General features: G+C 72.7%; 17 protein-coding genes and 1 riboswitch. Of the genes, 6 read left to right on the top strand and 11 right to left on the bottom strand.

Annotated elements, in window-relative coordinates; translation table 11 throughout:
- Positions 1–514 precede the first annotated feature (514 nt).
- Positions 515–1,765, top strand: a complete 1,251-nt coding sequence (locus ACSTA4_RS08260; protein ID WP_444963039.1) for a D-alanyl-D-alanine carboxypeptidase family protein — start codon at positions 515–517, stop codon at positions 1,763–1,765.
- Between the two features lie 302 nt (positions 1,766–2,067).
- Here the strand turns inward: ACSTA4_RS08260 and ACSTA4_RS08255 are convergent, their stop codons facing one another.
- From ACSTA4_RS08255 to ACSTA4_RS08225, 7 genes are all read right to left on the bottom strand, one after another.
- Entirely contained in the window at positions 2,068–2,733 is a 666-nt protein-coding gene (locus tag ACSTA4_RS08255) for a hypothetical protein (protein ID WP_444963038.1), read from the bottom strand.
- A 43-nt stretch (positions 2,734–2,776) separates the two neighbouring features.
- On the bottom strand, positions 2,777–2,995 hold the full coding sequence (locus ACSTA4_RS08250; protein WP_026337935.1) for a hypothetical protein: 219 nt from the start codon (positions 2,993–2,995) through the stop codon (positions 2,777–2,779).
- Between the two features lie 144 nt (positions 2,996–3,139).
- Positions 3,140–4,174: a LacI family DNA-binding transcriptional regulator gene (locus ACSTA4_RS08245; RefSeq protein ID WP_444963037.1), complete on the bottom strand. Its 1,035-nt coding sequence runs from the start codon at positions 4,172–4,174 to the stop codon at positions 3,140–3,142.
- 248 nt (positions 4,175–4,422) lie between these two features.
- The gene (locus ACSTA4_RS08240; protein ID WP_444964120.1) at positions 4,423–5,823 is read right to left on the bottom strand and encodes a GH1 family beta-glucosidase; all 1,401 of its coding nucleotides are present in this window, start codon (positions 5,821–5,823) and stop codon (positions 4,423–4,425) included.
- 210 nt (positions 5,824–6,033) lie between these two features.
- On the bottom strand, positions 6,034–6,894 hold the full coding sequence (locus ACSTA4_RS08235; RefSeq protein ID WP_444963036.1) for a MetQ/NlpA family ABC transporter substrate-binding protein: 861 nt from the start codon (positions 6,892–6,894) through the stop codon (positions 6,034–6,036).
- Positions 6,895–6,965: 71 nt separating this feature from the next.
- Complete coding sequence (locus ACSTA4_RS08230; RefSeq protein ID WP_047870942.1) at positions 6,966–7,706, bottom strand: methionine ABC transporter permease; 741 nt, start codon at positions 7,704–7,706, stop codon at positions 6,966–6,968.
- Complete coding sequence (locus tag ACSTA4_RS08225) at positions 7,703–8,659, bottom strand: methionine ABC transporter ATP-binding protein (protein WP_150253816.1); 957 nt, start codon at positions 8,657–8,659, stop codon at positions 7,703–7,705. Before ACSTA4_RS08225 ends, ACSTA4_RS08230 begins: the two co-directional genes overlap by 4 nt.
- Before the next feature lie 656 nt (positions 8,660–9,315).
- Here ACSTA4_RS08225 and ACSTA4_RS08220 point away from each other — a divergent pair.
- On the top strand, positions 9,316–10,365 hold the full coding sequence (locus tag ACSTA4_RS08220; protein ID WP_444963035.1) for a coiled-coil domain-containing protein: 1,050 nt from the start codon (positions 9,316–9,318) through the stop codon (positions 10,363–10,365).
- A 453-nt stretch (positions 10,366–10,818) separates the two neighbouring features.
- A complete protein-coding gene (locus ACSTA4_RS08215) occupies positions 10,819–11,922 on the top strand; it encodes a DUF3558 domain-containing protein (protein WP_444963034.1) in 1,104 nt (367 codons plus the stop codon).
- A 323-nt stretch (positions 11,923–12,245) separates the two neighbouring features.
- Here the strand turns inward: ACSTA4_RS08215 and metE are convergent, their stop codons facing one another.
- Positions 12,246–14,546 carry a 5-methyltetrahydropteroyltriglutamate--homocysteine S-methyltransferase gene (metE, locus tag ACSTA4_RS08210; RefSeq protein ID WP_444963033.1) on the bottom strand — a complete coding sequence of 767 codons (2,301 nt, stop codon included), beginning with the start codon at positions 14,544–14,546 and terminating at the stop codon, positions 12,246–12,248.
- Positions 14,547–14,711: 165 nt separating this feature from the next.
- Positions 14,712–14,872: riboswitch (cobalamin riboswitch) on the bottom strand.
- A 280-nt stretch (positions 14,873–15,152) separates the two neighbouring features.
- Here metE and ACSTA4_RS08205 point away from each other — a divergent pair.
- Together ACSTA4_RS08205 and ACSTA4_RS08200 are read left to right on the top strand one after the other, a co-directional pair.
- Positions 15,153–16,733 (top strand): polysaccharide deacetylase family protein, encoded by a 1,581-nt coding sequence (locus ACSTA4_RS08205; RefSeq protein WP_444964119.1) that lies wholly within the window; start codon positions 15,153–15,155, stop codon positions 16,731–16,733.
- Positions 16,734–17,012: 279 nt separating this feature from the next.
- The gene (locus tag ACSTA4_RS08200; protein WP_444963032.1) at positions 17,013–18,572 is read left to right on the top strand and encodes a polysaccharide deacetylase family protein; all 1,560 of its coding nucleotides are present in this window, start codon (positions 17,013–17,015) and stop codon (positions 18,570–18,572) included.
- 224 nt (positions 18,573–18,796) lie between these two features.
- On the opposite strand, the gene ACSTA4_RS08195 is transcribed toward ACSTA4_RS08200, so the two are convergent.
- From ACSTA4_RS08195 to ACSTA4_RS08185, 3 genes are all read right to left on the bottom strand, one after another.
- Positions 18,797–19,966: a quinone-dependent dihydroorotate dehydrogenase gene (locus ACSTA4_RS08195; RefSeq protein WP_444963031.1), complete on the bottom strand. Its 1,170-nt coding sequence runs from the start codon at positions 19,964–19,966 to the stop codon at positions 18,797–18,799.
- The gene (locus ACSTA4_RS08190; protein ID WP_212640897.1) at positions 19,963–20,889 is read right to left on the bottom strand and encodes a proteasome assembly chaperone family protein; all 927 of its coding nucleotides are present in this window, start codon (positions 20,887–20,889) and stop codon (positions 19,963–19,965) included. Before ACSTA4_RS08190 ends, ACSTA4_RS08195 begins: the two co-directional genes overlap by 4 nt.
- A 350-nt stretch (positions 20,890–21,239) precedes the next feature.
- The gene (locus tag ACSTA4_RS08185; RefSeq protein WP_444963030.1) at positions 21,240–22,991 is read right to left on the bottom strand and encodes an ABC-ATPase domain-containing protein; all 1,752 of its coding nucleotides are present in this window, start codon (positions 22,989–22,991) and stop codon (positions 21,240–21,242) included.
- 520 nt (positions 22,992–23,511) lie between these two features.
- On the opposite strand from ACSTA4_RS08185, the gene ACSTA4_RS08180 reads away from it, so the two are divergent.
- Positions 23,512–24,774 (top strand): glycosyltransferase, encoded by a 1,263-nt coding sequence (locus ACSTA4_RS08180; protein ID WP_444963029.1) that lies wholly within the window; start codon positions 23,512–23,514, stop codon positions 24,772–24,774.
- Positions 24,775–24,788: the final 14 nt, after the last annotated feature.

Genomic DNA, 24,788 nt, shown 5'->3' with positions numbered 1-24,788 from the left:
CCAGGGGTTGACCGCTCCGTCCGAAGGCTCTTCGGGGAAACCGGTACAGACCAGGAGGTCCGCCGAGCCGGAAGCGGCGGGAATGTGGGGAGATGTGAAGACTGTCCGCTGGACTCGCCTGGGATGAGAGGAGCCGCGCACCCGAAGATCTCCGTAGGTGCGCGTGCGGTGGATAGCGTACCAATGGGCGCGAAGGACTCGCTTCGGCTGTTTGACGGCGATCGGCGGGATCTTCTTCCCCCGACCGGTACATAATGCCCGCCATTGTCGGCATTATGGCCGACGCAGCAGGTCAGGGATAGCGTCCGAAACCACCCCGGGACTGAGGTAACTTTTTGGACACACCGCCAGCTTCCCCACCAACACCCCACTGACATGACATCGTGACAAGACGGTAGACGCAGGTCCCGGGGAGGAAGCGGAAATGCGTACCTCGTCACGCCCTGAATCACACACGCTCGGTGACATTACGAAAGCGGAGGGTTCAGACCGCGGGAAAACCCGCGGACCCTCCGTGCGCGCCTTTTCGGTCAGTACCGCGCTCCCGGCCGGCCTCGCGGTACTGCTCTGCCTCTCCACCGCCGCGCCCGGCGCCGCCTCCGACGGCGACTCGGCGGGAACCGCGCTGGGGAGCGTACAGGTGGAACTGGCCGCGCTGCGCGCGGGCATGGAGACGCTGCGCCGGGAGGCGTCGGAGAAGATCGAGCACTACGAGGCCGAGCGCGAACGCCTCACGGAGCTGACCGAGCGCAGCGGCGAGGCGCGCGAGCGCGCGGGCGAGGCCGACGAGCGCGGCGAGGCGGCCCGTCTGGCCGCCGCCCGGCAGGCCGCCACCGCCTACAAGGGCGGTGAGCTGGGCATGGTCACCGCCTGGGCCGGACCCGAGGGGCCCGCCGGGATGCTCGAACGGGGCGCCTACCTCACCCTGCTCGGTTCGCACCGGGAGGCCGACGTGGGCCGCGCCGAGGCCGCGCGGGTGGCCACCGACACCCTCGCCGGGATCGCCGAGACCGCGCAGGCGGAGCAGGCCGAGGCGGTCGAGGACGCCGAGAGCGCCCGGGAGGACGCGGTGGAGGCCGTGGCCGACCAGGAGGCGGCCCTGGAGGACCTGCTGGAGGAGCAGACCCGGCTGGAGGCCCGGCTCGCGGAGGTGCGCGACGCCGAGGCCGCCGAGAGGCGCCGCGAGGAGGCCCTGCGCGACGCGCGGGCGGCGAACTCCTCCGGGGGATCGGCGGAGGCCGCCGTCACCGCCGTTTCGGCGGAGGACGAAAAAGACGACAATGGCCATTGGCACGATGACGAGAGGGAAAAGGAGGGCGGGGAGGAAATCGCGGCCGCGGAAAGCGCCGACCACGGTTGCACCGGGGGCGTCGCGACCGCGCACGCCAACGGGCGGATCCCGGAGTCTGTGCTGTGCCCCCTGCCCCAGCCCGGCGAGCGGCTGCGCGCCGACGCGGCCGAGGCCTTCATCGAACTCGACGGGGACTACCGCGAGGCGTTCGGACGGCCGATGTGCGTGGCCGACTCCTACCGGCCCTACCACGAGCAGGTGCGCCTGTTCCAGGAGATGCTGCCCGGCATGGCCGCCCGGCCCGGGACCAGCCAGCACGGCCTGGGCCTGGCCGTGGACCTGTGCGGCGGCGTGAACAGCCTCGGCACGGCCGAGCACCAGTGGATGCTGGCCCACGCGCCCGCCCACGGCTGGCACAACCCGCCCTGGGCCCGGGGCGGCTTCGAGCCCTGGCACTGGGAGTTCACCCCGTAGAGCCAGTTCTTCGAACCGGGTCTCAGGCACTGAGGGGTTGTTCGGGCGCCCGCGGGGTTCTGGAGGTGCCGGAGGCGGGTTTTCGCGGAAGGACTGCGCCGTAGGCGTCGTTTGAGGATGGTGGCGGGCGACGGGTGGGCACGAGCCAACCCGGTGTAGGCGCCGGAGGTTCCCGCTCTCCGGGCGCCCGAACACAAGAAGGACCGCGCCGTAGGCGTCCGTTGAGAGTGGTGGTGGGCGACGGGTGGGACGAAGCGGAGCGGAGGCCCAAAGGGAACACGCGTGTCCGCCCGCGGTCGCGGTCAGACCTGGGAGCCGACCCGGACCTCGAAGGTGCCCAGGACGTCGGCGTCCACGAACAGCTCGTCGTCGGTCTCCAGCGGCGGTGTCGCCACCGGCAGCAGCGCGCGCACCCGCCCGGGACCCGACACCAGCCACTCGTGCGCGGGGTCGGCCAGGCCGCGGCCCAGCTCCCCCTCCTCCACCGAGGCGCTCACGCTCAGCGGCTCCCCGGGCACCTCGTCGGCGGTGGTCAGCACCGGCCCCAGGGTCAGCTGCACCGGCTGCCCCTCGCCGTCCAGCCACAGGCAGGCGGGCGTGTAGGCGCTCACCGGCGCCCCTCCCCCGGCGACGGCGGCCACGCCCACGCGGGCCGACCTCGCCCGGGGCGGCACGGCGTCGTCCGAGCCCCGCACCAGTTCCGGGGGGACCCGCCAGACGTCGTCGCCCGCCCGGACCGGCACCGGCTCGGCGGGGACCAGCGGGGCGCACATGCGCGCCTCCGGCTCGACGATGATCTCGATCGGCGCGGCGACGGCGCGTTCGTGGGCCCCGGCCAGGGCGTCACCGCCCGCCTCCAGCAGGTCGGCGAGGCGGACGGGGTCGGGGCTGCCCAGCACGTCGCCGTCGTCCAGGGCTCCGACGCGCTCACTGCCGCCGCTCGGCGACAGATAGGTCACCCAGCGCATGTGCTTCTCCTTGTCCACCGCGGAAGGGGCGGCGCGCCCCCGCTCAGAGGGCGGCGGTGGGACTGTGCTCCTTGCCCGTGCCCGCGCACCCGCGGCAGGGCTCGTCGACGCGGAGCCAGACGATCACCCCGCTGCCGTCGCGATGCGGCCGCTCGGGTCGCCACCAGCCCGTGCCGGAGCAGAACCGGCACTCGACGCCGTCCCGTTCGCACCATCCGCACGAGGAAATCGCACACCGGCTGTGTGTCGGTTCCCGCTCCATGCGCTCCCACCGTCTCCCGCGAAATCGCGACCAGCCTTGCACAGTCACCGCGCCGCGTCCACCCGGGAGGGCGTGAACGGGCGGGTCAGAGCGCTGCGGGAGGGTGGGTGCGCGGGCTCGGGCGTTGCCGGGAGGTCCCGCGGCTCAGGCGGACTCGCGCACGACCATGTGGGTGCCGAGCATGACGGTCTCGGCCTCCGCCGTGCGCGGGATCGCCACGTCCACCAGCAGCCGCGCCATCTCCTGCCCCATCTGCACCGTGGGCTGGTGGACGGTGGTCAGCGGCGGGTCGCTGTGCTGGGCCATGACGGTGTCGTCGTAGCCCACCAGGGCCACGTCCCCCGGCACGCTCAGACCGCGTGCGCGCAGCACCCGCAGCCCGCCGAGCGCCATCATGTCGGAGGCGGCGAACACCGCGTCGGGCTCCAGCCCGGTGTCCAGGAGCCGCTCCATCGCCTCGGCTCCCCCCTCCACGCTGAAGTCGCCCTGCACGACGAGCCGGTCGTCCACATCCAGCCCGGCGGAGGCCATGACCTCGCGGTAGCCGCGCAGGCGCTCCACACCGGCGTTCATGTCCAGGGGGCCGGTGATGGCGGCCACCCGTCGGCGGCCGCGCTCCAGGAGGTGGCGGATGGCCATCCGGGCCCCGCCGATGTTGTCGATGTCGACGCAGTAGGGCGCGGGCTGTTCGGGCGAGTGCGGGCGACCGCCGTGGACGACCGGCACCCCGGCCTCGGCCAGGCGGGCCGAGAGCGGGTTGTCGCTGTGCAGGGAGATCAGCAGCGCGCCGTCCACGTGGAAGCCGCTGAGGTAGTCGCCCACGCGCTTGTGCTCGGCCTCGGTCCGGGCCGTGGTGAGCATGAGCTGGAGGTCGCGCTCGTGCAGGACCGAGCTCACGCCGCGGATGATGTCGGCGAAGAAGGGGTCGGAGAACAGCCGGTCCCGGGGCTCGGAGACGACCAGCGCGATCGTGTCGGTGCGCCTGGTGACCAGGGTGCGCGCGGCCTGGTTCGGGCTGTAGCCGAGTTCGGCGATCGCGGCGTGCACGGCCTCCCGGGTGCGGGGGCTCACCTGCGCGGACCCGTTGATCACCCGCGAGACGGTCCCTCGTCCGACCCCGGCGCGCTGCGCCACCATCTCCAGGGTCGGACGCTTCCGACCAGCACCGGTCTTGGCCACTTCGAGGCTCCCTCTGGGATCGTGTCCCGCCGTCCCGGGGACTGCTTCCCCGGGGCGGCGGCGTGTGCGACGGGCATCCACGGTCATACCCGCCCGGAACGACTGTGTGGGGTGCCCCTCGGGGCACCCCACGGTCCTTCCGCGGTGCGCCGGACCTCCGCCGCGTGCGCGGCGGAGGTCCGGCGTACTCCAGGACGTGCTCCGCGGGCGCCCGCCCGCCGCGCGGCGGGCGGCGTCCACGGGACGCGTTACCGGCGTTCGGGGAACTGCCCCGTCTTGGCCAGTTCGGCGTACCAGTGACCGCTGTCCTTGATGATCCTGCGCTGCGTCTCGTAGTCGACGTGCACGATGCCGAACCGGCGGGAGTATCCCCACGCCCACTCGAAATTATCCAGGAGCGACCAGGCGAAGTAACCCCGCAGGGGCACTCCGGCCAGGACGGCCTCCTTGGCCGCCCTCAGGTGGCCCTCGTAGTAGTCGATCCGGTCGGTGTCGTTGACCTCGCCGGCCTCGGTGACGGTGTCCTCGAAGGCGCAACCGTTCTCGGTGACGTAGAGGTCGATGCCGCCGCTCTCCCCCGCCAGGCGGGAGAGCACGTCGAACAGGCCGGTGGGGTCGATCTCCCAGCCCATGTGCGTGACGGGCAGCCCCTGCGAGACGTGCACCTCCTCGGGCTCGGCGCCGAGCCAGGCGCCGCCCTCGCCGCTGACCAGCGCGGGGTCCAGGCCCTTGGCGGAGGCGGCGACGAACTCGGGCGAGTAGTAGTTGACGCCCAGGAAGTCCAGGGGGGCGGAGGTGATCTCCAGGTCGCCGTCCTGGATGAAGGAGAAGTCGGTGACGCCGGCGAGGTCCTCCCTGACGTCCGCGGGGTAGCGGCCCTTGAGCAGGGGGTCGGTGAAGATGCGGTTGCGCACGCCGTCGGCGCGGCGGGCGGCGCGGGCGTCCGCGGCGCTGGGCCCGTGGGGGCGGATGACCGCCTGGTTGTGGGCCAGGCCCACCCGGGCGGGGTGCCCGGTGGAGCGGATCGCCTCGGCGGCGAGGCCGTGGCCCAGCAGCAGGTGGTGGGCGGCGGCCAGGGCCGCGGCCGGGTCCTTGTGGCCCGGCGCGTGGTGACCGTTCTCGTAGCCGAGGAAGGCCGAGCACCAGGGCTCGTTGATGGTCATCCAGTCGCTGACGCGGTCGCCGAGGGCCTCGGCCACGACCTGGGCGTAGTCGCGGAAGCGGTAGGCGGTGTCGCGGTGGGGCCAGCCCCCCGCGTCCTCCAGCGGCTGGGGCAGGTCCCAGTGGTAGAGGGTCGCCCAGGGCTGGATCCCGGCCGCCAGGAGGGTGTCCACCAGGCGGTCGTAGAAGTCGATCCCGGCCTGGTTCACGGCGCCGGTGCCCTCGGGGATGATCCGCGGCCAGGCGACGGAGAAGCGGTACGCGCCCAGGTTGAGCTGGCTCATGAGCGCGACGTCGTCGGCGTAGCGGTTGTAGTGGTCGTCGGCGGGGTCGCCGGTGTCTCCGCCCAGGACCTTGCCGGGGGTCTCGGCGAAGGTGTCCCAGATGCTGCGGCCGCGGCCGTCGGCGGTCGTGGCGCCTTCGATCTGGAACGAGGCGGTGGCCGCCCCCCAGAGGAAGCCCTCAGGGAAATCGTTGCGGTTGTTCACTGCTGGTGTACGCACCTTCCATGACGAGGGGACATCGTTTTGGGAGCGCTCCCATAAAAGAAACAGAGAAGTACCTTGATGTCAATCAACAGCCTCAGCACCGCAATCCAAACGTTACGGGCAGGCGGTGCCGGAGACGGTTCCGCGACGCCGCGGAGCGCCCCGCCCCGGCGCCCCGCGGCGAGACCCGTAGTCCGTCCGACGCCGCCCTCAGGTGCCCTCCCCGCCGACGGGGACCACGACGCCCTGCCAGCGCTCCTCCATGAACGCGCGCACCTCGCCGCTGTGCAGGAGCTCGTCGAGCCGGGCGATCTCCTCGTCGCCGATGTCGTGCGTGGCCACCACCAGCCCGTTGGCGTAGGGGTTGTCCTCGGTCTCCTCCCAGGCCAGCACGTTGGCGGTGGAGACCAGGTCGGCCTCCAGGGCGTAGTTGCCGTTGACCACCGCCGCGTCCAGGTCCTGGAGGGAGCGCGGCAGCTGGGCCGCCTCCACCGGGGTGACCGTGACACCGAGCGGGTTGTCCTCGATGTCGTCGACCGTGGGCGCCTCCTCGCCCGTGTCGGCCAGGGTGATGACGCCCTCGGTGTCGAGCAGGTCCAGCGCCCGGCCCATGTTGGAGGTGTCGTTGGGCACGCCGATCTGCGCGCCCTCGGGCAGGTCCGCCAGGTCGGTCAGCTCCTGCGAGTAGACACCGAAGGCCTCCAGGTGCACGTCCGTCACGTAGCTCAGGTCGGCGTCCGGGTTGCCCTGGAGGTACTCCTCCAGGAACGGCAGCGTCTGGTAGTAGTTGGCGTGCAGTTCGCCCTCGGCCAGCGCCGCGTTGGGCTGGTTGTAGTCGGTGTAGACGGACACGTCCAGGGCCAGCCCCGCGTCGGCCGCCAGGTTCTCGTCGACGAACTCCAGGATCTCGGCGTGCGGCGTCGGCGTGGCGCCGATCCGCAGGACGGTCACGTCCTCCCCGCCGGTCTCCTCCCGCGCCCGTTCGCTGGGGCTGCCGCAGGCCGCCAGCAGGGCCACCGCCGTCGCCGCGGCGGCGCCCCGCACCGCGCGCCTCCTCGCGTCCTCGGTCATCGCCGTCTCCCTCCGTGTCGCCGGGACAACTCGTGGGGGGAGGGGGTCGTTCTCTGGTGTACCCCGTCGCGTCAGCGCCGCGCCAGGCGACGCACCAGCAGGTCGCCCAGGCTCTGCGCGATCTGCACGATGACGATGAGCAGGATGACGGTGGCCCACAGGTAGTGGTCGTTGAAGCGCTGGTAGCCCTCGCGGATGGCCAGGTCGCCCAGTCCACCGCCGCCGATGGCGCCGGCCATCGCCGAGTAGGAGATGAGGGTGACCACGGTCATCACCAGACCCGCGATGAGGCCGGGCATGGCCTCGGGCAGCATCACCTTGCCCACGATGGTGACGCGGCGGGTGCCCATGGCGTGCGCGGCCTCCACGACCCCGCGGTCCACCTCGCGCAGGGAGGTCTCCACCAGGCGGGCGAAGAAGGGGATCGCCCCGATGCTCAGGGGCACGATCGCGGCCGTGGGGCCCAGGGTGGTGCCCACCAGCAGGCGGGTGAGGGAGAGCACGGCCACCATCAGCACGATGAACGGCAGGGAGCGGCCGATGTTGACGACGGCGCTGAGCACGGCGCGCACGGCGGGTGCGGGGATGAGTCCGCCCCGGTCGGTGGCCACCAGCAGCACGCCCAGCGGCAGGCCGAACAGGACGCTGACGACGGTGGCCCACCACACCATGTAGACGGTGTCCAGGGTGCCCAGCCACAGGTCCGGCCACATGGCGGGCCAGGCCTGGACGAACGCGACGACGGCGTCCCAGGGGCCGGTGCCCCCGGTGGCGGCGGCGAGGTGCAGGACGTCGGCGGGGTTGGTGCTCACTTGCGGGCCTCCTCGACCAGCAGGCCGTGCTCGGACAGGTAGGCGAGCGCCTGGTCGCGGCGGTCGCCGCGCAGGTCCACGCTCAGGCGGCCCACGGACTGCCCGGCGACCTCCTCCACGCCGCCGCCCAGGATGTTGACGTCCACGTCGAAGCGGCGGGTGAGCTCGGACATGAGCGGCTCGTCGAAGGAGCGCGGGTAGGTGACGTAGACCGTGTCGGGTCCGCCGTGCGCGGGCAGCGGGAAGAGCGAGCGCGCCAGCAGTGAACCGGGGGTGCCGATGAGGTCGAGCACCCGGCCGGACTCCAGGAACGCGCCGTTCTCCATGATCGCCGCGGAGTCGCAGATCCTCTTGATCACGTCCATCTCGTGGGTGATCAGCAGGATGGTCAGGCCCAGTTCGTCGCGCAGGCGGCGCAGCAGGGCCAGGATGGCGTCGGTGGTGGCCGGGTCGAGCGCGGAGGTGGCCTCGTCACTGAGCAGCACCTTGGGGTCGGAGGCCAGCGCGCGGGCGATGCCCACCCGCTGCTTCTGGCCGCCGGAGAGCTGGGAGGGGTAGGCGCGCGCCTTGTCCCCCAGGCCCACGAGTTCGAGGAGTTCGCCCACGCGCCTCCTGCGGCGGGCGCGGTCGACGCCGGAGACCTCCATGGGGAAGGCCACGTTGCCCGCGACGGTACGCGAGGACAGCAGGGCGAAGTGCTGGTGCACCATGCCGATGCGGCGGCGGGCGACCCGCAGCCGCGCGCCGCGCAGCGCGGTCAGCTCCTCGCCGTCGACCCGGACCGTTCCGGCGTCGGGGCGCTCCAGGAGGTTGACCGAGCGCAGCAGGGTGCTCTTGCCCGCGCCGCTCTGGCCGACCACACCGAAGATCTCGCCGGGCTCGACGTGCAGGTCGACCCCGTCCAGGGCGGTCACCCGGTGCTTCTTCAACCTGTAGGCCTTGTGGAGGCCCACTGCGTCAATCACGGTGTTCCCATCGACGTCTGGCGGTGGTGTGGCGCCCGGCGGGGTCCGGCGCGGGCCCGTCGCCCGCGTCCGAGCGTACGGAAGCGCCCCGCGGGCGCGGGCGGCGGCGCGCCGGTGGTCGGGCGGGTGCCGGTGGCGGCTCGCCCGCGCGGGGCGGCCGGTCGGGGGACGCGCCGCCCTCGGCGGTGGTCTCCCCCTACTCCCCGGTGTCCGGGGGCTGCGGGCGGGTCCACGGAACCGGGCGGACACGACAGCGCCCGCCGGGCAGCGGAAGACACCGCTCGGCGGTGTCCGACCGCGTGGGCGCGGTGGTCGCTGGGTCGTGCGCACAAGCCTTCACGTTTCCTACTCAACCACGGGGAAAAGAGTCGGTTCACCCGATTTCGCTGTTCGGATCGGGTTACCTCCACCACATCGGGGCCCTCGCGGCACGGTGGATTCGTCCCGTCCCTCCCGAATAACCGCGCGAGTGCCTACACTCATGACGGTCCCTTTACTCTCGCCCCCGGCTCCCGGGTGTGCGCGGGAGGCCAGGGCCGGAGGCCGCTCCCGCGGCTGTCGGCCCCTCTGGGGAAACGACGAGAAACAGCGCCCGCTCCGCCCCCGTGCCCGGGGGCCGCGCGGGCCCGAGGAGCGACCACACCGTGCAGCCCGACGACCTGAGCCGAGTGGACGAATTCGCCGACTTCTGGGCTCCCGACCCTCCCGAACTCAGCTGGCCGGACCGCGCCCGGGCCCTGGCCGGGCTCCTCGCCGCCGCTGCGCGCCCGGGCCGCGCGCGTGTGGCCGCGCTGGCGCTGGCCGTGCTGGGCGGCTTCCTGTTCGCACCCCAGGGCACGGCGGTGGCGGCGCCGGTGCCCGCCGAGCCGGAGGACATGAGCGCCCTCCAGGACCGCGCGGACACCCTGAGCGAGGAGTTCAACGGCGAGCTGCGCGACATGGAGGGCGTCATCCAGGAGGCCGAGCGCGCCGAGGAGCGGGCCCAGAGCACCCGCGAGGACGTGGAGGACGCGCGCGAGCAGGTGCGCGCCCTGGCGGTGGCCACCTACACCAGCAGCGGGATCGGCCTGTCCATGTCGCTGTTCGTCGAGGCCGACCCCGACGAGATCATCGACCGCGCGGTGGTGATCGACTACCTGTCCACCAGCAACCAGGACAAGATCGACCAGCTCAGCCAGGCCCTGGAGCGCGACGAGACCGCGCAGGAGAACGCCGAGGAGCAGCTGGCCGCGGCCGAGGAGGACCTGGACGAGCTGGAGGGGCGCCGCGAGGAGGTCCAGGAGATGATCGCGGACCACCCCGTGCAGCCGATGGGCGGCCAGTACAACATCACCCCGCGCACCGAGCAGATGCGCGAGCTGATCATCGAGGAGTTCGGCGAGGGCAGGGACGTGGGCGGCGTGGGCTGCTACCGGGAGGTCGGCGGCTGGGTGGTCGGCGAGCACCCCAAGGGCCGCGCCTGCGACTTCATGGTGGACCCCAACGGGAACACGCCCTCACAGGAGCAGATCGACCGCGGTTACGCGATCTCCGAATGGGCCCAGGAGAACGCCGACCGCCTCGGCATCATGTACATCATCTACCGGCAGCAGATCTGGGACATCCGCCGTGGCGACGAGGGCTGGCGCGACATGGCCGACCGCGGCAGCATCACCGAGAACCACTTCGACCACGTGCACATCTCGATGTTCTGATCCGGCGGCGCCCCCGACGGACGCCCCATTACCCCGCGCGGGGCGCGACCGCGCGGGGAACGGCGTCACGATTGCGTCACGTGCGGGATGAGTTCCTGCACAACCGACACAAAACAGTGACGATTCATCCCGCTACCCCCGGTCTGACCTGCCCAGGGGACACCACTCACGGCTAGGATGCACACGTCCCGGCCCGGACCGAAGGACGCCTTCGGCTCCGTCCGGCCACCGCCCCCGGTGGCCGGTCCCCCGGTCCACCGCAACCTCCGCACGGAGGCGGGGAACGCCCGCCCACTCCCCCGCCCTCGCCCGCGGGACGGCAGTGGCGACAGGTGCGCCTCCCCCACACGGCCACCGTGGCCCCTTCCGGGGCCGCACGGGAAGTCGTGAGAACCCAACGGCGCACACACGCGTCCCAGACAACACGGTCATCACACACGGGCGAGGGGAGCCATGAGCGAAAACGGACCATACAACCAGCCGCCGCAGAACCCATACGGCGGTGGGGACAACAGTGGGAGCCAACCGCCCTACGGCCCGCCCCACGGCGCCCCCTACGGTGACCCCAACACCGGCGGGCAGCCGCCCCACGGCGGCCCCTACGGCGACCCGAACACCGGCGGGCAGCCGCCCCACGGCGGCCCTTACGGCGATCCCGGCACCGGCGGCCAGCCGCCCTACGGCGGTCCCGCGGGTTTCCCCGGCTCCCCGGACCAGCAGATGTACGCGGGCGGCCAGCCGCCCTACGGCGGCGGTCCCGGCGGCCCCGGATACCCCCCTCCACCGCAGCAGCCCCAAGGCGGCGGCAACAAGGCGGGCCTGTGGGTCGTGATCGGCGGCGGCGCCGTGATCGTCGTCCTGGTCATCGCGGTCCTGGTCGTGCTCGTCACCAACGGCGGCGGGCAGCAGACCGTGGCCCCCGAGCCCGAGCCCGCCCCGAGCACGGAGGAGACCACCGGCGGCGGTGAGACGACCGAGCCCGACACCGACGCCGCCCCCGCGGGCGAGCCCCCCTACGCCGTCCCCGCCGAGCCCTGCCAGGCCTTCACCGACCAGGTGCTCTCCGACTTCCTGATCCAGGACGAGGGCGACAAGTACGTCCAGGACAACAACTCCTACTGCGAGAGCCTCGAAGGCGCCGCCCCGGAGGGCAACCCCTCCGAGAGCTACGCGATGTTCGAGATCAGCTACCAGGTCCCCTACTCCGCCGCCGACTCCGTCGAGGCCGCCACCAGCGACTTCCAGACCGCGGTGCAGGAGCTCAGGGGCGAGGGTGACTACAACACCTTCTACGACGCCGCGAACGTGGAGGAGGACAAGGAGGTGGACCTCGGCGACGAGGCCCACTACGTCCTCACCAAGTACGACTTCCTGGGTGAGGACATCCCCGAGGCCACGCTGGTGATCCGCAGCGCCAACCTCAACATCCGGGTCCAGTACCAGATGCACCCGCCCTTCACCGAGGACGCCTCCGCCGAGGACCTGGTCATGCCCGACAACGTCGAGGAGATCATGCTCAACGCCGGCGCCGAGGCGCTGGCCCTGGTCGGCGCCTGAGGCGGCTGACCGGACACGGCACGAGGGGGCCGCGGCGTTCGCCGCGGCCCCCTCCCCCGTTTCAGCCTCCTGGGGACTCTTTTTGAATCGACCTCAGCTTGTGGGGATCGGTTCGGGCGCCCACGGGGTTCTGGAGGGGCTGGAGGTGAGACTGCAAGCAGGACTGCGCCGCAGGCGTCCGTTGAGGGTGGTGGCGGGCGACGGTGTGGGCACGAGCCGTCTCACCGGAGGCGCCACTGTGCCTGCTTCAACCCGATTCCCGTTCTCCGGGCGCCCGAACACGGACCGAAGCGAAGCGGAGGTCCAAAAAAACACCGCCGGGCTCACGCCAGGTCGGCGCGCACCCGGCGGGCCGCCTCGACCATGTTGCGCAGGGCCTGTTCGGCCTCTGCGTAACCGCGCGTCTTGAGGCCGCAGTCGGGGTTCACCCACAGGTTCTGGGCGTCGATGTGCGCGACCGCCAGCCGCAGCGACCCCTCGATCTCCTCCACCGAGGGCACCCGCGGGGAGTGGATGTCGTACACGCCCGGGCCGATCCCGCGCCTGTAGCCCCGCTCGCCCAGGTCCCGCACCAGCTCCATGCGCGAGCGTGCGGCCTCCACGCTGGTGACGTCGGCGTCCAGCGCCTCGATGCCGCCGACGATCAGCCCGAACTCGGAGTAGCACATGTGCGTGTGGACGGTCGTGGACGGCGACACCCCCGACGTGGCCAGGCGGAAGGAGCCCACCGCCCAGTCCAGGTACCGCGCCCGGTGCTCCGAGCGCAGCGGCAGCAGTTCGCGCAGGGCCGCCTCGTCCACCTGGATGTGGCGGATCCCGGCGCGCTCCAGGTCGGCGACCTCGTCGCGCAGAGCCAGGGCCACCTGGCGGGCGGTCTCCCCCAGCGGCTGGTCGGTGCGCACGAACGACCAGGCGAGCATGGTGACCGGACCGGTCAGCATGCCCTTGACCGGCTTGTCGGTGCGCGACTGGGCGTAGGTGGTCCACTCGACCGTCATCGGCGCCGGGCGCGAGACGTCGCCGAACAGGATCGGCGGGCGCACGCACCGCGAACCGTAGGACTGCACCCAGCCGTTCTCGGTGGTGGCGTAGCCCTCCAGCTGCTCGGCGAAGTACTGGACCATGTCGTTGCGCTCGGGCTCGCCGTGCACGAGCACGTCCAGGCCGATCTCCTCCTGGAGCGCGACGACCCGGTCGATCTCCTCGCGCAGGACGTCCTTGTAGGCGTCCTCGGCCAGTTCCCCCCTGCGGTGCGCGGCGCGGGCGCTGCGCAGCTCGGCGGTCTGGGGGAAGGAACCGATGGTGGTCGTGGTGAGCGGGGTGTCGGTGGGCCTGCCGCGCTCCCGCGGGCGCTCGTAGGCGTCCGGGCCCAGGGCGTCGAGGCGGGCGCGCACGCGCGCGTCGGTGAAGGCGGGGGGACGGACGCCGTCCCGTCCGGTGTACTCGGCCTCGGCCCCCTCGGACAGCACACGGCCGAGCAGAGCCGTCTCCCGGGCCTTCTGCCGGGCGAAGGCCAGGGCCCCGCGCAGCTCGGGGGCGAGGGAGGTCTCGGCGTCCAGGTCCAGGGGCACGTGCAGCAGGGAGCAGGAGGTGCTCACGGTCAGCTCGTCGGTGAGGGCGAGCAGGGTGCCGAGTGCGGCGACGGCGGCCGGGATGTCGGTGCGCCAGACGTTGCGCCCCTCCACCACGCCCGCGACCAGGCGGGTGGCGCCCAAGCCGGAGATCCGCACCAGGTCGTCCACGCCCTCGTCGTCGGTGACCAGGTCCAGGCCGACCGCCTCGACCGCGGACTCCTTGAGGACGCGCAGGGCCGCGGAGCCGATGGAGCCGAAGTAGGTGGACACGAGCAGGGAGGGCCGGTCGGTGACCGCGCCCAGGCGCTGGTAGGCGCGCTCCAGGTGGCCGACGGCGGCGCGGCCCTCGTCGGTGGCCAGGATCGGCTCGTCCAGCTGGACCTCGGTGGCGCCCGCGGCCCGCAGGTCGCCGAGCAGCTGGGCGTAGGCGTCCAGGAGCTGGTCGAGCAGCTGGACGGGTTCCCAGCCCTCGGGGGCGCCGTCGGCGGGCTTGGCCAGCAGCAGGAAGGTGAGCGGGCCGACCAGGACCGGGCGGGTGTGGAAGCCCGCCTCGGCGGCCTCGCGGAACTCGGCGACGGGCTTGTCGCCCACCAGGCGCGGACGGGTGCCGGGCGAGAGCTCGGGGACCAGGTAGTGGTAGTTCGTGTCGAACCACTTGGTCATCTCCAGCGGAGGGGCGCCCTGCTCGCCGCGGGCGAGCGCGAAGTAGCGGCGCAGCTCCTCCTCGCGGTCCGGAGCCGCGGCGGGCGGGGCGAAGCGGGAGGGGACCAGGTCGAACAGGACCGCTGTGTCCAGCACGTGGTCGTAGTAGGAGAACGTGTTGGAGGGGATGTCGTCGACACCGGCCTCGCGCAGCTGGGCGTAGACGCCCAGGCGCAGGTCGGCGGCGACCGCGTCCAGTTCCCGGGCGGTGGTGCGGCCCCTCCAGTGGGACTCGCAGGCGCGCTTGAGCTCGCGGTCGGGGCCGATGCGCGGGTAGCCGTGCACGGTCGAGCGCACGGAGGGGCGCGGCCCGCCCGGGGCCGCGGAAGGCGCGGGGGTCGTGGTCATGAGCTTCTCTCCCTCGTCGAAAGCCGGGTACCGGCCGCGGGGAGGAGAAGAGGGGCGGGCACGCCGACGGACGCGCCGCGGGCGCGCACCGGACCTGCCACCGCCTCCGGCCCTCCCTCGGGGCGCGGGACCACCGGCGCCGCGGGCGCGTCGCCGGGTGGAGGCAGGTCTTCGGACTCGGGGGCGCGGGCGGTGCGGACACCGCTCCTCCTACTGGCCGCCGCTTCCCGGTTTCCGGTCTCGGCGACCGGCACTACCAGTGCTCATGGCGACGTTCGTTCCCCCATACCGCTGCGGGGCAGTCCCGGACTCGCACCGGGTTCCCTCTTGCGACATGGTTCCGCCCCGTTCGTTCCGGGCCGGGCCCGGGACGCGGGGGTGGATCATGTACCTTCCACGGCTGCAAGTATAGGGAGGGCCCCCTTCGCCCCTGTACCCGGCGTGCGGCCCCATGCGCCCGGCCCGGACGGTGAGAACCCCCGTCCTTCGGTCGGCGTCACACACGAAGTCAAGCGTTGCGCGGGTGAGCCCTCTCTGCTCCCCGCGGACGTTCGTCTGAGCGATGAACGTGGAGATTCCCTCGTGAATAAGCAGTCCCGCCTCGCCATGGCACCGGACCACCCCCTGATCACGGTCGTGGTAGCCCTGGCGATCCTGGCGGGCATGGTGTTGTTTGCCACCCGCTCCTCCGGAGAGCCCGAGCCCGGGCCGCGGACGCAGGGAGCGCCGCTCTCCGAGGGCGAGCCGCCTCCCCCGGCCTCCGGCGAGCCCGACGGGCTCACCGAGGTGGACGCGGCCGCCGTGGCGGGCGTGGAGGAGGCCGAGCTGCCCTACGACGGGGAGATCTCCGTCTCGGTGACCTACCCGGTGATCCCCAACGCCGAGCCGCTGGCCGACTTCCTGGAGCGCGAGCTGTCCGACGAGGTGCGCGCCTTCGAGGCGGCCAACCCCGGTGCGGTCTCCTTCGAGGCGGGGTGGAACCTGACCGCGGCGCGCGACGGCCTGCTGGGGGTCCGCGTGACCCGGGTGGAGACCGACTCCGAGGGGTCCCGGGAGGGTTACACCACCTACTGGTACGACACCGAGACCGCGGCGCACCACCCCTCCGCCGCGCTGGTCGGCGGTCAGGAGCAGCTGGAGGAGCTCAACGGACTGGTGCGCGGCGCCGTCGGGAGCGGGGAGGGCGGGGAGGGCCCGGCCGACCCCGACGTCATCCACCCGATCAGCTCCCTGTACGACTCGGTGGGCTTCAACCCCGACGGGGACCTGGTCGTGGAGTTCGACGCCGGGCAGGTCGCCCCGGCGCGGGAGGGCCGCACCCGCGCGGTGGTCGCCGCCGGTGAGGCCGAGGGCCTGCTGTCCGAGCTGGGCCTGCGCGTGCGCGACGCCGCGACCGTGGGCGTGGACGACTTCTCCATCGCCGCCCCGCCCCGGGCCGACAAGGACGGCCGGGAGGACGGCGCCGTCCCCGGACAGGTGCCCGCGGTGGACCCCGGCGTCGGCTGCTCCGACCCCGACACCAAGTGCGTGGCGCTGACCTACGACGACGGCCCCGGCGGGCGCACCCCCGAACTGCTGGACGCCCTCGCCGAGTACGACGCGCGGGCCACGTTCTTCGTCACCGGCAACCCCGTCATGGAGCACCCGCACACGGTGCGGCGCGCCTACGCCGAGGGGCACGAGATCGCCAACCACACCCTGAACCACCCCGACCTGGCCGGCCTGGGCGCGGGAGGGGTGCGCGCGGACCTGGACGTCGTGCAGGCGCTGGTGTACCGCGAGACGGGTTACACCATGGACCTCATGCGTCCGCCCTACGGCTCGACCGACGATGGCGTGGCCTCGGTGACCGCGGACATGGGCCTGGCCCAGATCCTGTGGAGCGTGGACACCCTCGACTGGAAGGACCGCAAGGCCTCGTTGATCCACGACCGGGTGCTGGAGGGCGCTTCGGACGGGGCGATCATCCTCATGCACGACATCCACGGCACCACCGTCGACGCCTCCCTCACGGCGATCCGGGAACTGCACGAGCAGGGGTACACCATGGTCACGGTGTCCCAGCTGCTGGGGACCACGACCCCCGGCGAGACCTACATGGACGGGGTCCCCGACGCCCCCGAGGAGAGCGCCGAGCCCTCCGGGGAACCCGCTGAGGGGGCCGAGGAGGCTTCCGAGGGGGCCTGAGGGCGCGGCGTCACGGCGCGGCGGGCGGTCCGGGTGAGGATGGCCCCGGGAGGGCTTCGGGGCCGCGGCCGGTGGGACGCACGGGACGCGGAGCCGTGTGAGGGCACCGGGCGGTGCCGGTAGGGCGCCCCGCACGGGCGTCCTCGGTCTCCGGCGCGTCGCCCGTCCCGGGGCGGTGACCACATGTGGTCACCGCCCCGGGACGGGTGGGGGCGTCCCCTATGTTGCTCCCAGCAGCAGCCGTGTTGGCCACCCGCTGAGGGATGAGGGAGTCCGGTGTTGTCGTCGATTCGAGTCCACCCGAACGAGGCCGCCCCCCGCCCCGGGGCAGGGGGGAACCGACCGTGGGAGCGCAGAGCCCGGTGGCCCGGGGCGGCGCTGGCCGCGCTGGTCCTGCCCCTGGCCGCGTGCGGCACCGAGGGGATCGCCTCCGGGGGCGGTGAGGACCCGGAACTGATCACGGTGGTGGCGGCGGAACCGGAGGACGGGGTCACCGAGTGGCGCGGGGACGCCTCCGACTTCGAGGACCACCCCTACAAGCCCGAGGGGCTCACGATCGACGTCGCCTACCCCGTGTTCGCGGGCGCCGACGCCTTCGCCGAGGACCTGGCCGCCCGGGTGGACCAGGAGGTGCGCGACTACCGGGGCGCCAGCCGGGACCCGGTGAAGCTGGGCGTCGACTGGGAGGTGGTCGCCGCCGGGAACGGGGTTCTGGGCGTACGCCTGGTGCGCACCGAGGAGGACTTCCACGGGCTGCGCCAGGGGTACGGGACGTACTGGTACGACGCGTCCACCGGCCACACCGCCTACTCCACGGAGCTGCTGGCCGACGACGCGGCGCTCCGGGAGCTCAACGGGATCGTCCGGGCCTCGTTCGCCGACGAGGAGGCGGTGGACGCGCAGGGGCTGCACCCGGTGATGCGCACCTACGACTCGATGGGGTTCAACGCCGACGGGGACCTGGTGGTGGAGTTCGACGACGGGGACCTGTCCCCGATCGTGGAGGGCCACCCCCCGTCCTCGGCGCCGGGGCGGATGGTCGCGGTGGTGCCCGCCGAGGAGGCCGCGCCCCTGCTGTCCGGCCTGGGCGAGCGGGCGCGGGAGGCCGCCATGGCGGAGGAGCCCGTGCTGACCGTGGAGGCGCCCGACAGCGAGCCCCCGGCCGAGCCGCGGGTGCCGGGGGTGGTCTCGGCGGGAGACCCCGACCTGGACTGCGCCGAGGCCAAGTGCATCGCGCTGACCTTCGACGACGGACCGGTCGCGACGACTCCGCGACTGCTGGACCTGCTGGCGGAGGAGGAGGTGGCGGCCACCTTCTTCCTCAACGGCAACCCGGCGCTGACCCGGCCCAGCGTCACGCGTCAGATCTACGCGGAGGGGCACGAGATCGGCAGCCACAACCACCTGCACGAGCGCATGCCCGAGTCCTTCGAGGGCGAGGAGCTGGTCCACCAGGTGGCCGCGGTGAGCGCGATGGTGCGCCGCCAGACGGGGCACACCGTGGAACTGTTCCGGCCGCCGTTCGGCGACAGCTCGCCGGGGGTGCTGGAGGAGATCGGCCGTCAGGGCATGGCCGAGATCCTGTGGAGCCAGGACAGCGAGGACTGGACCGGCATGAGCCGCGACGAGGTCGTGGAGAGCGTGGTGGGCGGGGCCCGGCCGGGGGGCGTGGTGCTGCTGCACGACACCCTGGAGCCGACCCTGGCCGCGGTCCCCGAGATCATCGAGCGGCTGCGGGCCGACGGGTACGAGTTCGCGACCGTCAGCCAGGTCTACGAAGGTCCGGAGGCCGGCGAGAGCTACCCGCCCGAGGGGCTGTCCGCGCCCGCCGGTTCCTGAGGTCCGGGGAGGACCGGCACGCGCGTCGGCGGCCGGTGGGGTGTCCCACCGGCCGCCGCGTCCGTGCGGTGGCGCCGCGCCCCTCGGTGGCGGATGCGGCCCCGGGCGGCGGGGCCGCGAGCCGCCTCGTCGGTGACGGGTCCGCGTGCGGATTCCGGGCGCTCGATGAGTTCGCGTACCCCGCCCTTGTGACGGGTCCGCGCGTGCGGGCTCCGGCTGCGGGCTCAGCCCCTGGCGGTCGCCGCGGCGGGGTCCGACCCCTGCCCGTTACCGGCCGCCGGGGCGACCGGGGCGGGGACGTCGGCCCCGACGACCTCGTTGATGGAGCGGTGGCCGGAGGCCCGCACCAGCCGGGCGAGGCCGCGGTTGATGCGGCGGGGCCAGAGGGGGCCGCCGTAGATGAGACCGGTGTAACCCTGCACGAGGCTGGCCCCCGCGCGGATACGGAACCAGGCGTCCAGGGGCGTCTCGATGCCGCCGACGGCGATCAGGGTCACCCGGTCGCCCACGCGGGCGCGCAGGCGGCGCAGCACCTCCAGGGAGCGCCGCTTGAGGGGGGCGCCGGACAGGCCGCCCGCACCGGCCGCCTCCACCTGCGCCGCGGGGGTGGTCAGACCCTCGCGGGAGATGGTGGTGTTGGTGGCGATGATGCCGTCGAGCCCCTCGGCCAGCGCGAGGTCGGCGACGGCGTCGACGTCCTCGTCGGCGAGGTCGGGGGCGATCTTGACCAGGAGGGGCAGGTCCGGGCGGCCGGCCTCGGCCAGGGCCTCGCGCACGGCGGCCAGGAGCGGGCGCAGCTGCTCCACGCCCTGGAGATTGCGCAGCCCGGGGGTGTTGGGCGAGCTGACGTTGACCACCAGGTAGTCGGCGTAGCGGGCCAGGCGCCGGGCGCTGAGGGCGTAGTCGGCGGGGGCCTCCTCCTCGGGCGTGACCTTGGTCTTGCCGATGTTGACGCCGAGCACGGGACGGCGGCCGCCGCGCCGGTGGTGGAGGCGTTCGGCGACCAGGGCCGACCCCTCGTTGTTGAAGCCCATGCGGTTGACGATCGCGCGGTCGGCCACCAGCCGGGACAGGCGCGGCCGGGGGTTGCCCGGCTGGGGCTGGGCGGTGACGGTGCCCACCTCCACGAAGCCGAAGCCGAGCGCGGCCAGCCCGGAGGGGCTCTCCGCGTTCTTGTCGAAACCGGCCGCGAGCCCCAGCGGGCCGGGGAACTCCTGCCCGAGGGCGTGCACGGTCAGCTCCGGCTCGCGCGGCCCGAGCACACCGTTCATGGCGGAGGCCACGGCGGGCAGGGAGGTCACGCCGCGCAGGGCGGCGAAGCTGAGCTTGTGGACCTTCTCCGCGTCCATGTGGCGCAGGACCGAGCGGAAGAGCATCTGGTAGAACACGGTCATCCGTTTCCCTCGCCCTCGCGCTCGGCGAGGAAGCGTTCGAGTTCGGCGCCGAGCTCGTCGGCGGTGGGCAGCTGGGCGTCGTCGTCGGCCAGCGGGAGCGTGGGGCGCTCCTGGGGGTCGGTCCGCGAGGACATGATGTCGTCGTACTGGCGCTCCAGGTTGGCCACGACGCGCTGGATCTCCTCGGAGGCCATGACCTGTTCGGCGATGTCGACGTCGGTCGCCGCGGCGACCTCCTCCATCTCCGTGGTGGTCAGGGCCAGGCCGGTGGCCCCGGCCACGTACTCGGCGGCGGCGATGGCCGCGCGCGGGTACTGGGCCTGGGCCAGGTAGCTGGGCACGTGGACGGCGTAGCCCACGAAGTCGTGGCCGCGCTCGCCGAGCCGGTACTCCAGCAGCGAGGTGGCGCTGCCGGGCACCTCGACGCGGCCGATCCACGGGGTGTGCCCCTCGACCAGCTCGGGGCGGGTGGAGTGCGGGGTGACCGTGACCGGCCGGGTGTGCGGGACCGCCATGGGGATGCCGTGGACGCTGACGGACAGCGTGACGGAGAAGTGGTCGACGAGGCTGCCCACGGCGGCGACGAAGGCCTCCCACTCGCGGTCCGGTTCCGGGCCGTGCAGGACCAGGAAGGGGGCGCCCTCGTCGTCGTGCATCCGGTACAGGGCGATCTTGGGCGCGTCGTAGGCGGTCCAGGTGTTCTCGACGAAGGTCATCGTCGGGCGGCGCGAGCGGTAGTCCACGAGGCGGTCGGCGTCGAAGGTCGCGACCTCCTCCGCGGTGAACCGGTCGAACAGCGACGTGATCATCTGGCGCCCGGCGTGTCCGGCGTCCACGAAGCCGTCCAGACAGACCAGCATCGCCAGTCCGGCGACATCCTCGAAGCCTGGGTGGAGTTCGTACAGATCTGCGGAGTCACGCACCGGGTTCTCGTCTCCAAAACTGGTCGGGGTCACAGGGTCGCGCTCACGCGGCGGTCGGACGCCGGGGTACGGCCGGGAAGGCCCGATTCGCACCGCCTGGGAGGCTGTGCCCTGCTTCTCCAGAATACCGACCCACCAGCCCGCCGACCGAGCCGCGCGAGGACGCTCGCGCCCCACGGCACCACCGCCGCCGGTCGGTGCGGGACAAGGACCCCCGACCGGCTGAGCCGTGCGAGGACGCTCACCCACACCCCTACCAACCCCGACCGGCGGAGGGAGCTTCCTGCAACCGGGGCATGAGAGGACCGCCACACCCCGGCTCGGGCCGGCCCGGCCCGAGCCCCGGCGGCTCAGCGCGGGTCGGCCACCAGCAGCGAGCGCAACCGGTTGAGGACGGCGGCGACCTCGAAGCGGCGGGGCAGGGCGTAGTCGCCGCCGAAGTCGGAGCCCAGCAGGGTGACGCCCCTTCTGTCCAGGGCCTCCTCCAGGGAGTCGAGCGCCTGGGCGAGGGTGCGGTCGCCGTCCAGGTGGCGTCCGGCGACCAGCTCGCGCAGGGCCAGCCCGGCGCCGGTGATCTGTCCGGGGTCGACGAACTGCTCCACCGCGCGCACGTCGACGTCGTGGTCGCCGAACACCAGCACGTCCATGTCGCGGCGCTTGATCCGGCCCCGACCCCGGGAGGTGCTGTCGTCCACGGAGGCGGGGTCGACCACGCGGGGGCGCGGCAGGGCGAAGTCCGCGTCCACGCGCTCGTGGGCGAGCTCGCGGGCCCGTTCGGTGACGTCGTACGGGTGGTAGGCGTCGAGCATGATGACGTGGTCGGCGACGTCGAAGTAGTCGCCGCTGCCGCCCATGACCAGGACCGTGGACACCCCGTGGTCGCGGCGCAGGGGCCGGACGAGGTCGATGAAGGGGACCAGGGGTTCCCGGTCGCCGTGCACGAGGGCCTGCATGCGCTCGTCGCGGATCATCAGGTTGGTGGCGGTGGAGTCCTCGTCCACCAGCAGGGTGCGCGACCCCGCCTCGACCGCCTCGCAGATGTTGGCCGCCTGGGAGGTGGACCCGGAGGCGTTCTCGGTGCGGAAGTCGCTCGTGTCGGCGCCGGTGGGCAGGTTGCGCACGAAGGCGCTCACGTCCACGCGTTCGACCCTGCGACCCTCCTCCGCCCGGATCTTGACGGCGTCGTCCCTGGTCACCACCAGTTCGCGGCCGTCGCCGGGGACGTGGTCGTAGACACCGCGCTCCAGGGCGTGCAGCAGGGTGGACTTGCCGTGGAAGCCGCCGCCGACGATGAGGGTGATGCCCTCGGGGACGCCCATGCCGCTCACCGTGCCCCGGTGCGGCAGGTCGACGCTGACCCGCAGGCCCTCGGGGGAGGCGAAGGGCACGGCGCCGCCGGTCATGGGTTCGTCGCTGACACCGCTGCGCCGGGGCAGCACGGCGCCGTCCGCGACGAAGGCCACCAGACCCCTCTCCTCCAGTCGGGAGCGCAGGGCGACCGTGTCGGCGACGCTGTCGGCGAAGGCCGCGGCCTCCTCGGTGTCGACCTCCTCCCAGTCCAGGTCGTCCACCAGGCCGGGCAGCGTGCGGCACAGCTCCCGCTCGGCGGTGCGGCCGTCGATGCGGCGGCCGTGGCCGGGCAGGTCGATGCCGATGCGCAGGTCGATGCCGCCGTCGGTGAGCTGGCAGGAGGAGCGTTCGATCACCTCCTGGCCGCCGGTGTCGATCCTGAGCAGCGATCCGCGCAGGAGCCGGCGGGCGCGCCGCCCCAGGTAGTCGGCGGTGGCGCGGCGGCGCACCGGGTCGCCCCAGGCGCTCTTGGGGATGCCGGCGTCCGGGATGAGCACGCGCACCCGCGAGGGCGGCGCGAAGGGGTCGGCCTGGACCCGCTGCACGGTCAGGGTGAAGTCGCCGAAGTCCCAGTCCCCCTTGAGGGACTTGTAGCGGCCGTAGGAGGCGCCGTCCATGCGCAGGAGTTCCTCGGAGAGCCGGGCCCCGTCGCGGACGCCGCGGATCGGCTCGGGCTCGGGCCCGCGCCCGCCGCCGCGGCCTCCGCCGCCCCCGTACCGGCGCCCCCGGCCGCCCCCGTACCGTCCCGTCATCGCTGTCCCCCCAGACGTCTGTTTCCTCTGTTCCGGCCAGGTTAGGCGTTGGGCGGATCCACCGCAGAGGGCCTGTGGACAACCGCACCGGGCGCCCCGGTCGACGCCCGCCCGGACGAGAACACGGAAATCGGCGCGCCCCGGACGCCGCGGTCCCGCCCGCCGCCCGGGCGGCGCACCGGTGCGAACACCCCGCGCCCCGGCAGTGGCACACTGAAGCCGCCTCGCGGTAACAAGCGCGCAACATGACCGCAGAAAAGCGAGAAACACGAATCCAACACTTCTCTTCGTGGTCGAAATACTGCAAGAAGTGACAGCAGAACGTGAACCCACCGATTCCTCCGCCCCGAGGACGGAAAACCTTCACCAGGGAACACGCACGTGCTCGACGGAACACCCCCGCCCCACGCCTTCCTCACCTGGCCCTCCAAAACATGAGACTTTTAGTGTGATCCGCGTCACATTTGACGCTTATATTCGCCAATGCTACTTTCGTGGGCGTCCCATAAATTTTGCTTAGGTGCGTTTACTGGTGCGCGTTATATTGTTCGCCCCCGAGACATTCAATCTCGCGGAGACAACCCGGTCCATCGAGGTGGCGAAGCACCTCCGCGGAAAATATGAATGCGTCTTTTCCGGGTATTCCGAAAGATACTCGGGTCTCATTGAAGAGGCCGGGTTCACGTTTCACCGTCTGGCCCCCGCGCTGACCGACGAAGACGCGGACCAGCTGATCCGCGTCGATCAGGGGAAGGCGGTCCGGCACCCCTTCACCACCGCGATGCTCCGCACCCGCGTCGCCAGTGAACTCGCCCTCATCGGCACGCTCCGCCCGGCGGCGGTCGTGATCGGCACGACGCTCAGCCAGTTCGTCTCCGCCCGTGCCGCCGGCGTGCCGCTCGTCTACGTCAAGCCCTTCGCCTACAGCTGGCCCCACATCCTCCAGACGCGGTCGCTGCCGCTCTTCGAAGGGGGCGGCGCGCTCCCCCGGGCGGTCAACACCGGCGCCGCCGCCCTCCTGCGGGAAGCCGCCCGGATGACCACCTACAAGCCCGCGGCCTTCCGGGCGGTAGCGCGCGAGCACGGGGTCAGGCTGCCCGGTCGCACCATCCAGGCGCTCGACGCCGACCTCAACCTGATCACCTCCCTCTCCTGCTACCTGCGCCCCTACCGGATGCCCGCGAACTACCGCCTGGTCGGCCCGGTCTTCGCCCGGATCGACCGGGAGGTCCCTCCGGACGTGGTCCGCGTCGCCGAGGCCTCGGCGCGGGCGAAACGCCCGGTGGTCTACTTCGCCATGGGCAGTTCGGGGAACCGGGAGGTGGTGCTCCGGGTCCTCACCGAGCTCTCCCGGATGCCCGTCACCGTCATCGCCCCCGTCGCCTCCTACCTCAAGGAGAGCGACCTCCCCGAGGTCGCGGACAACATCCACGTGCGCGACCTTCTCCCCGCACACCTGCTCGGCGACCTCATCGACGCCTCCGTGATCCACGGGGGCGAGGGAACCGTGCAGACCGCGGTCACGACCGGAAAACCCTTCGTCGGAATCGGTCTGCAGATGGAGCAGCGGTGGAACGTGGCGGACTGCGTCCGCTTCGGAAACGCCGTCGCCATCTCTCCCGGGGACGTTTCCGGAACCTCTTTCCGAAATGCCGTGGAGAAGGTCCTCACAGACCCCTACACCCGCTCCCGTGCCCAGGAGCTCCGCGGACTCCTCTCCGGAGTCGACGGGGCGGCATCAGCAGCGGAACACATTCACGAACACGTGTCTCAGAAGCCGTGAAGAACGACTTGGAG

This window comes from Nocardiopsis sp. M1B1 (assembly GCF_052466615.1).
The sequence above is the reverse complement of the archived record's forward strand: the minus strand, read 5'-3'. Positions and strand labels throughout refer to the sequence as shown.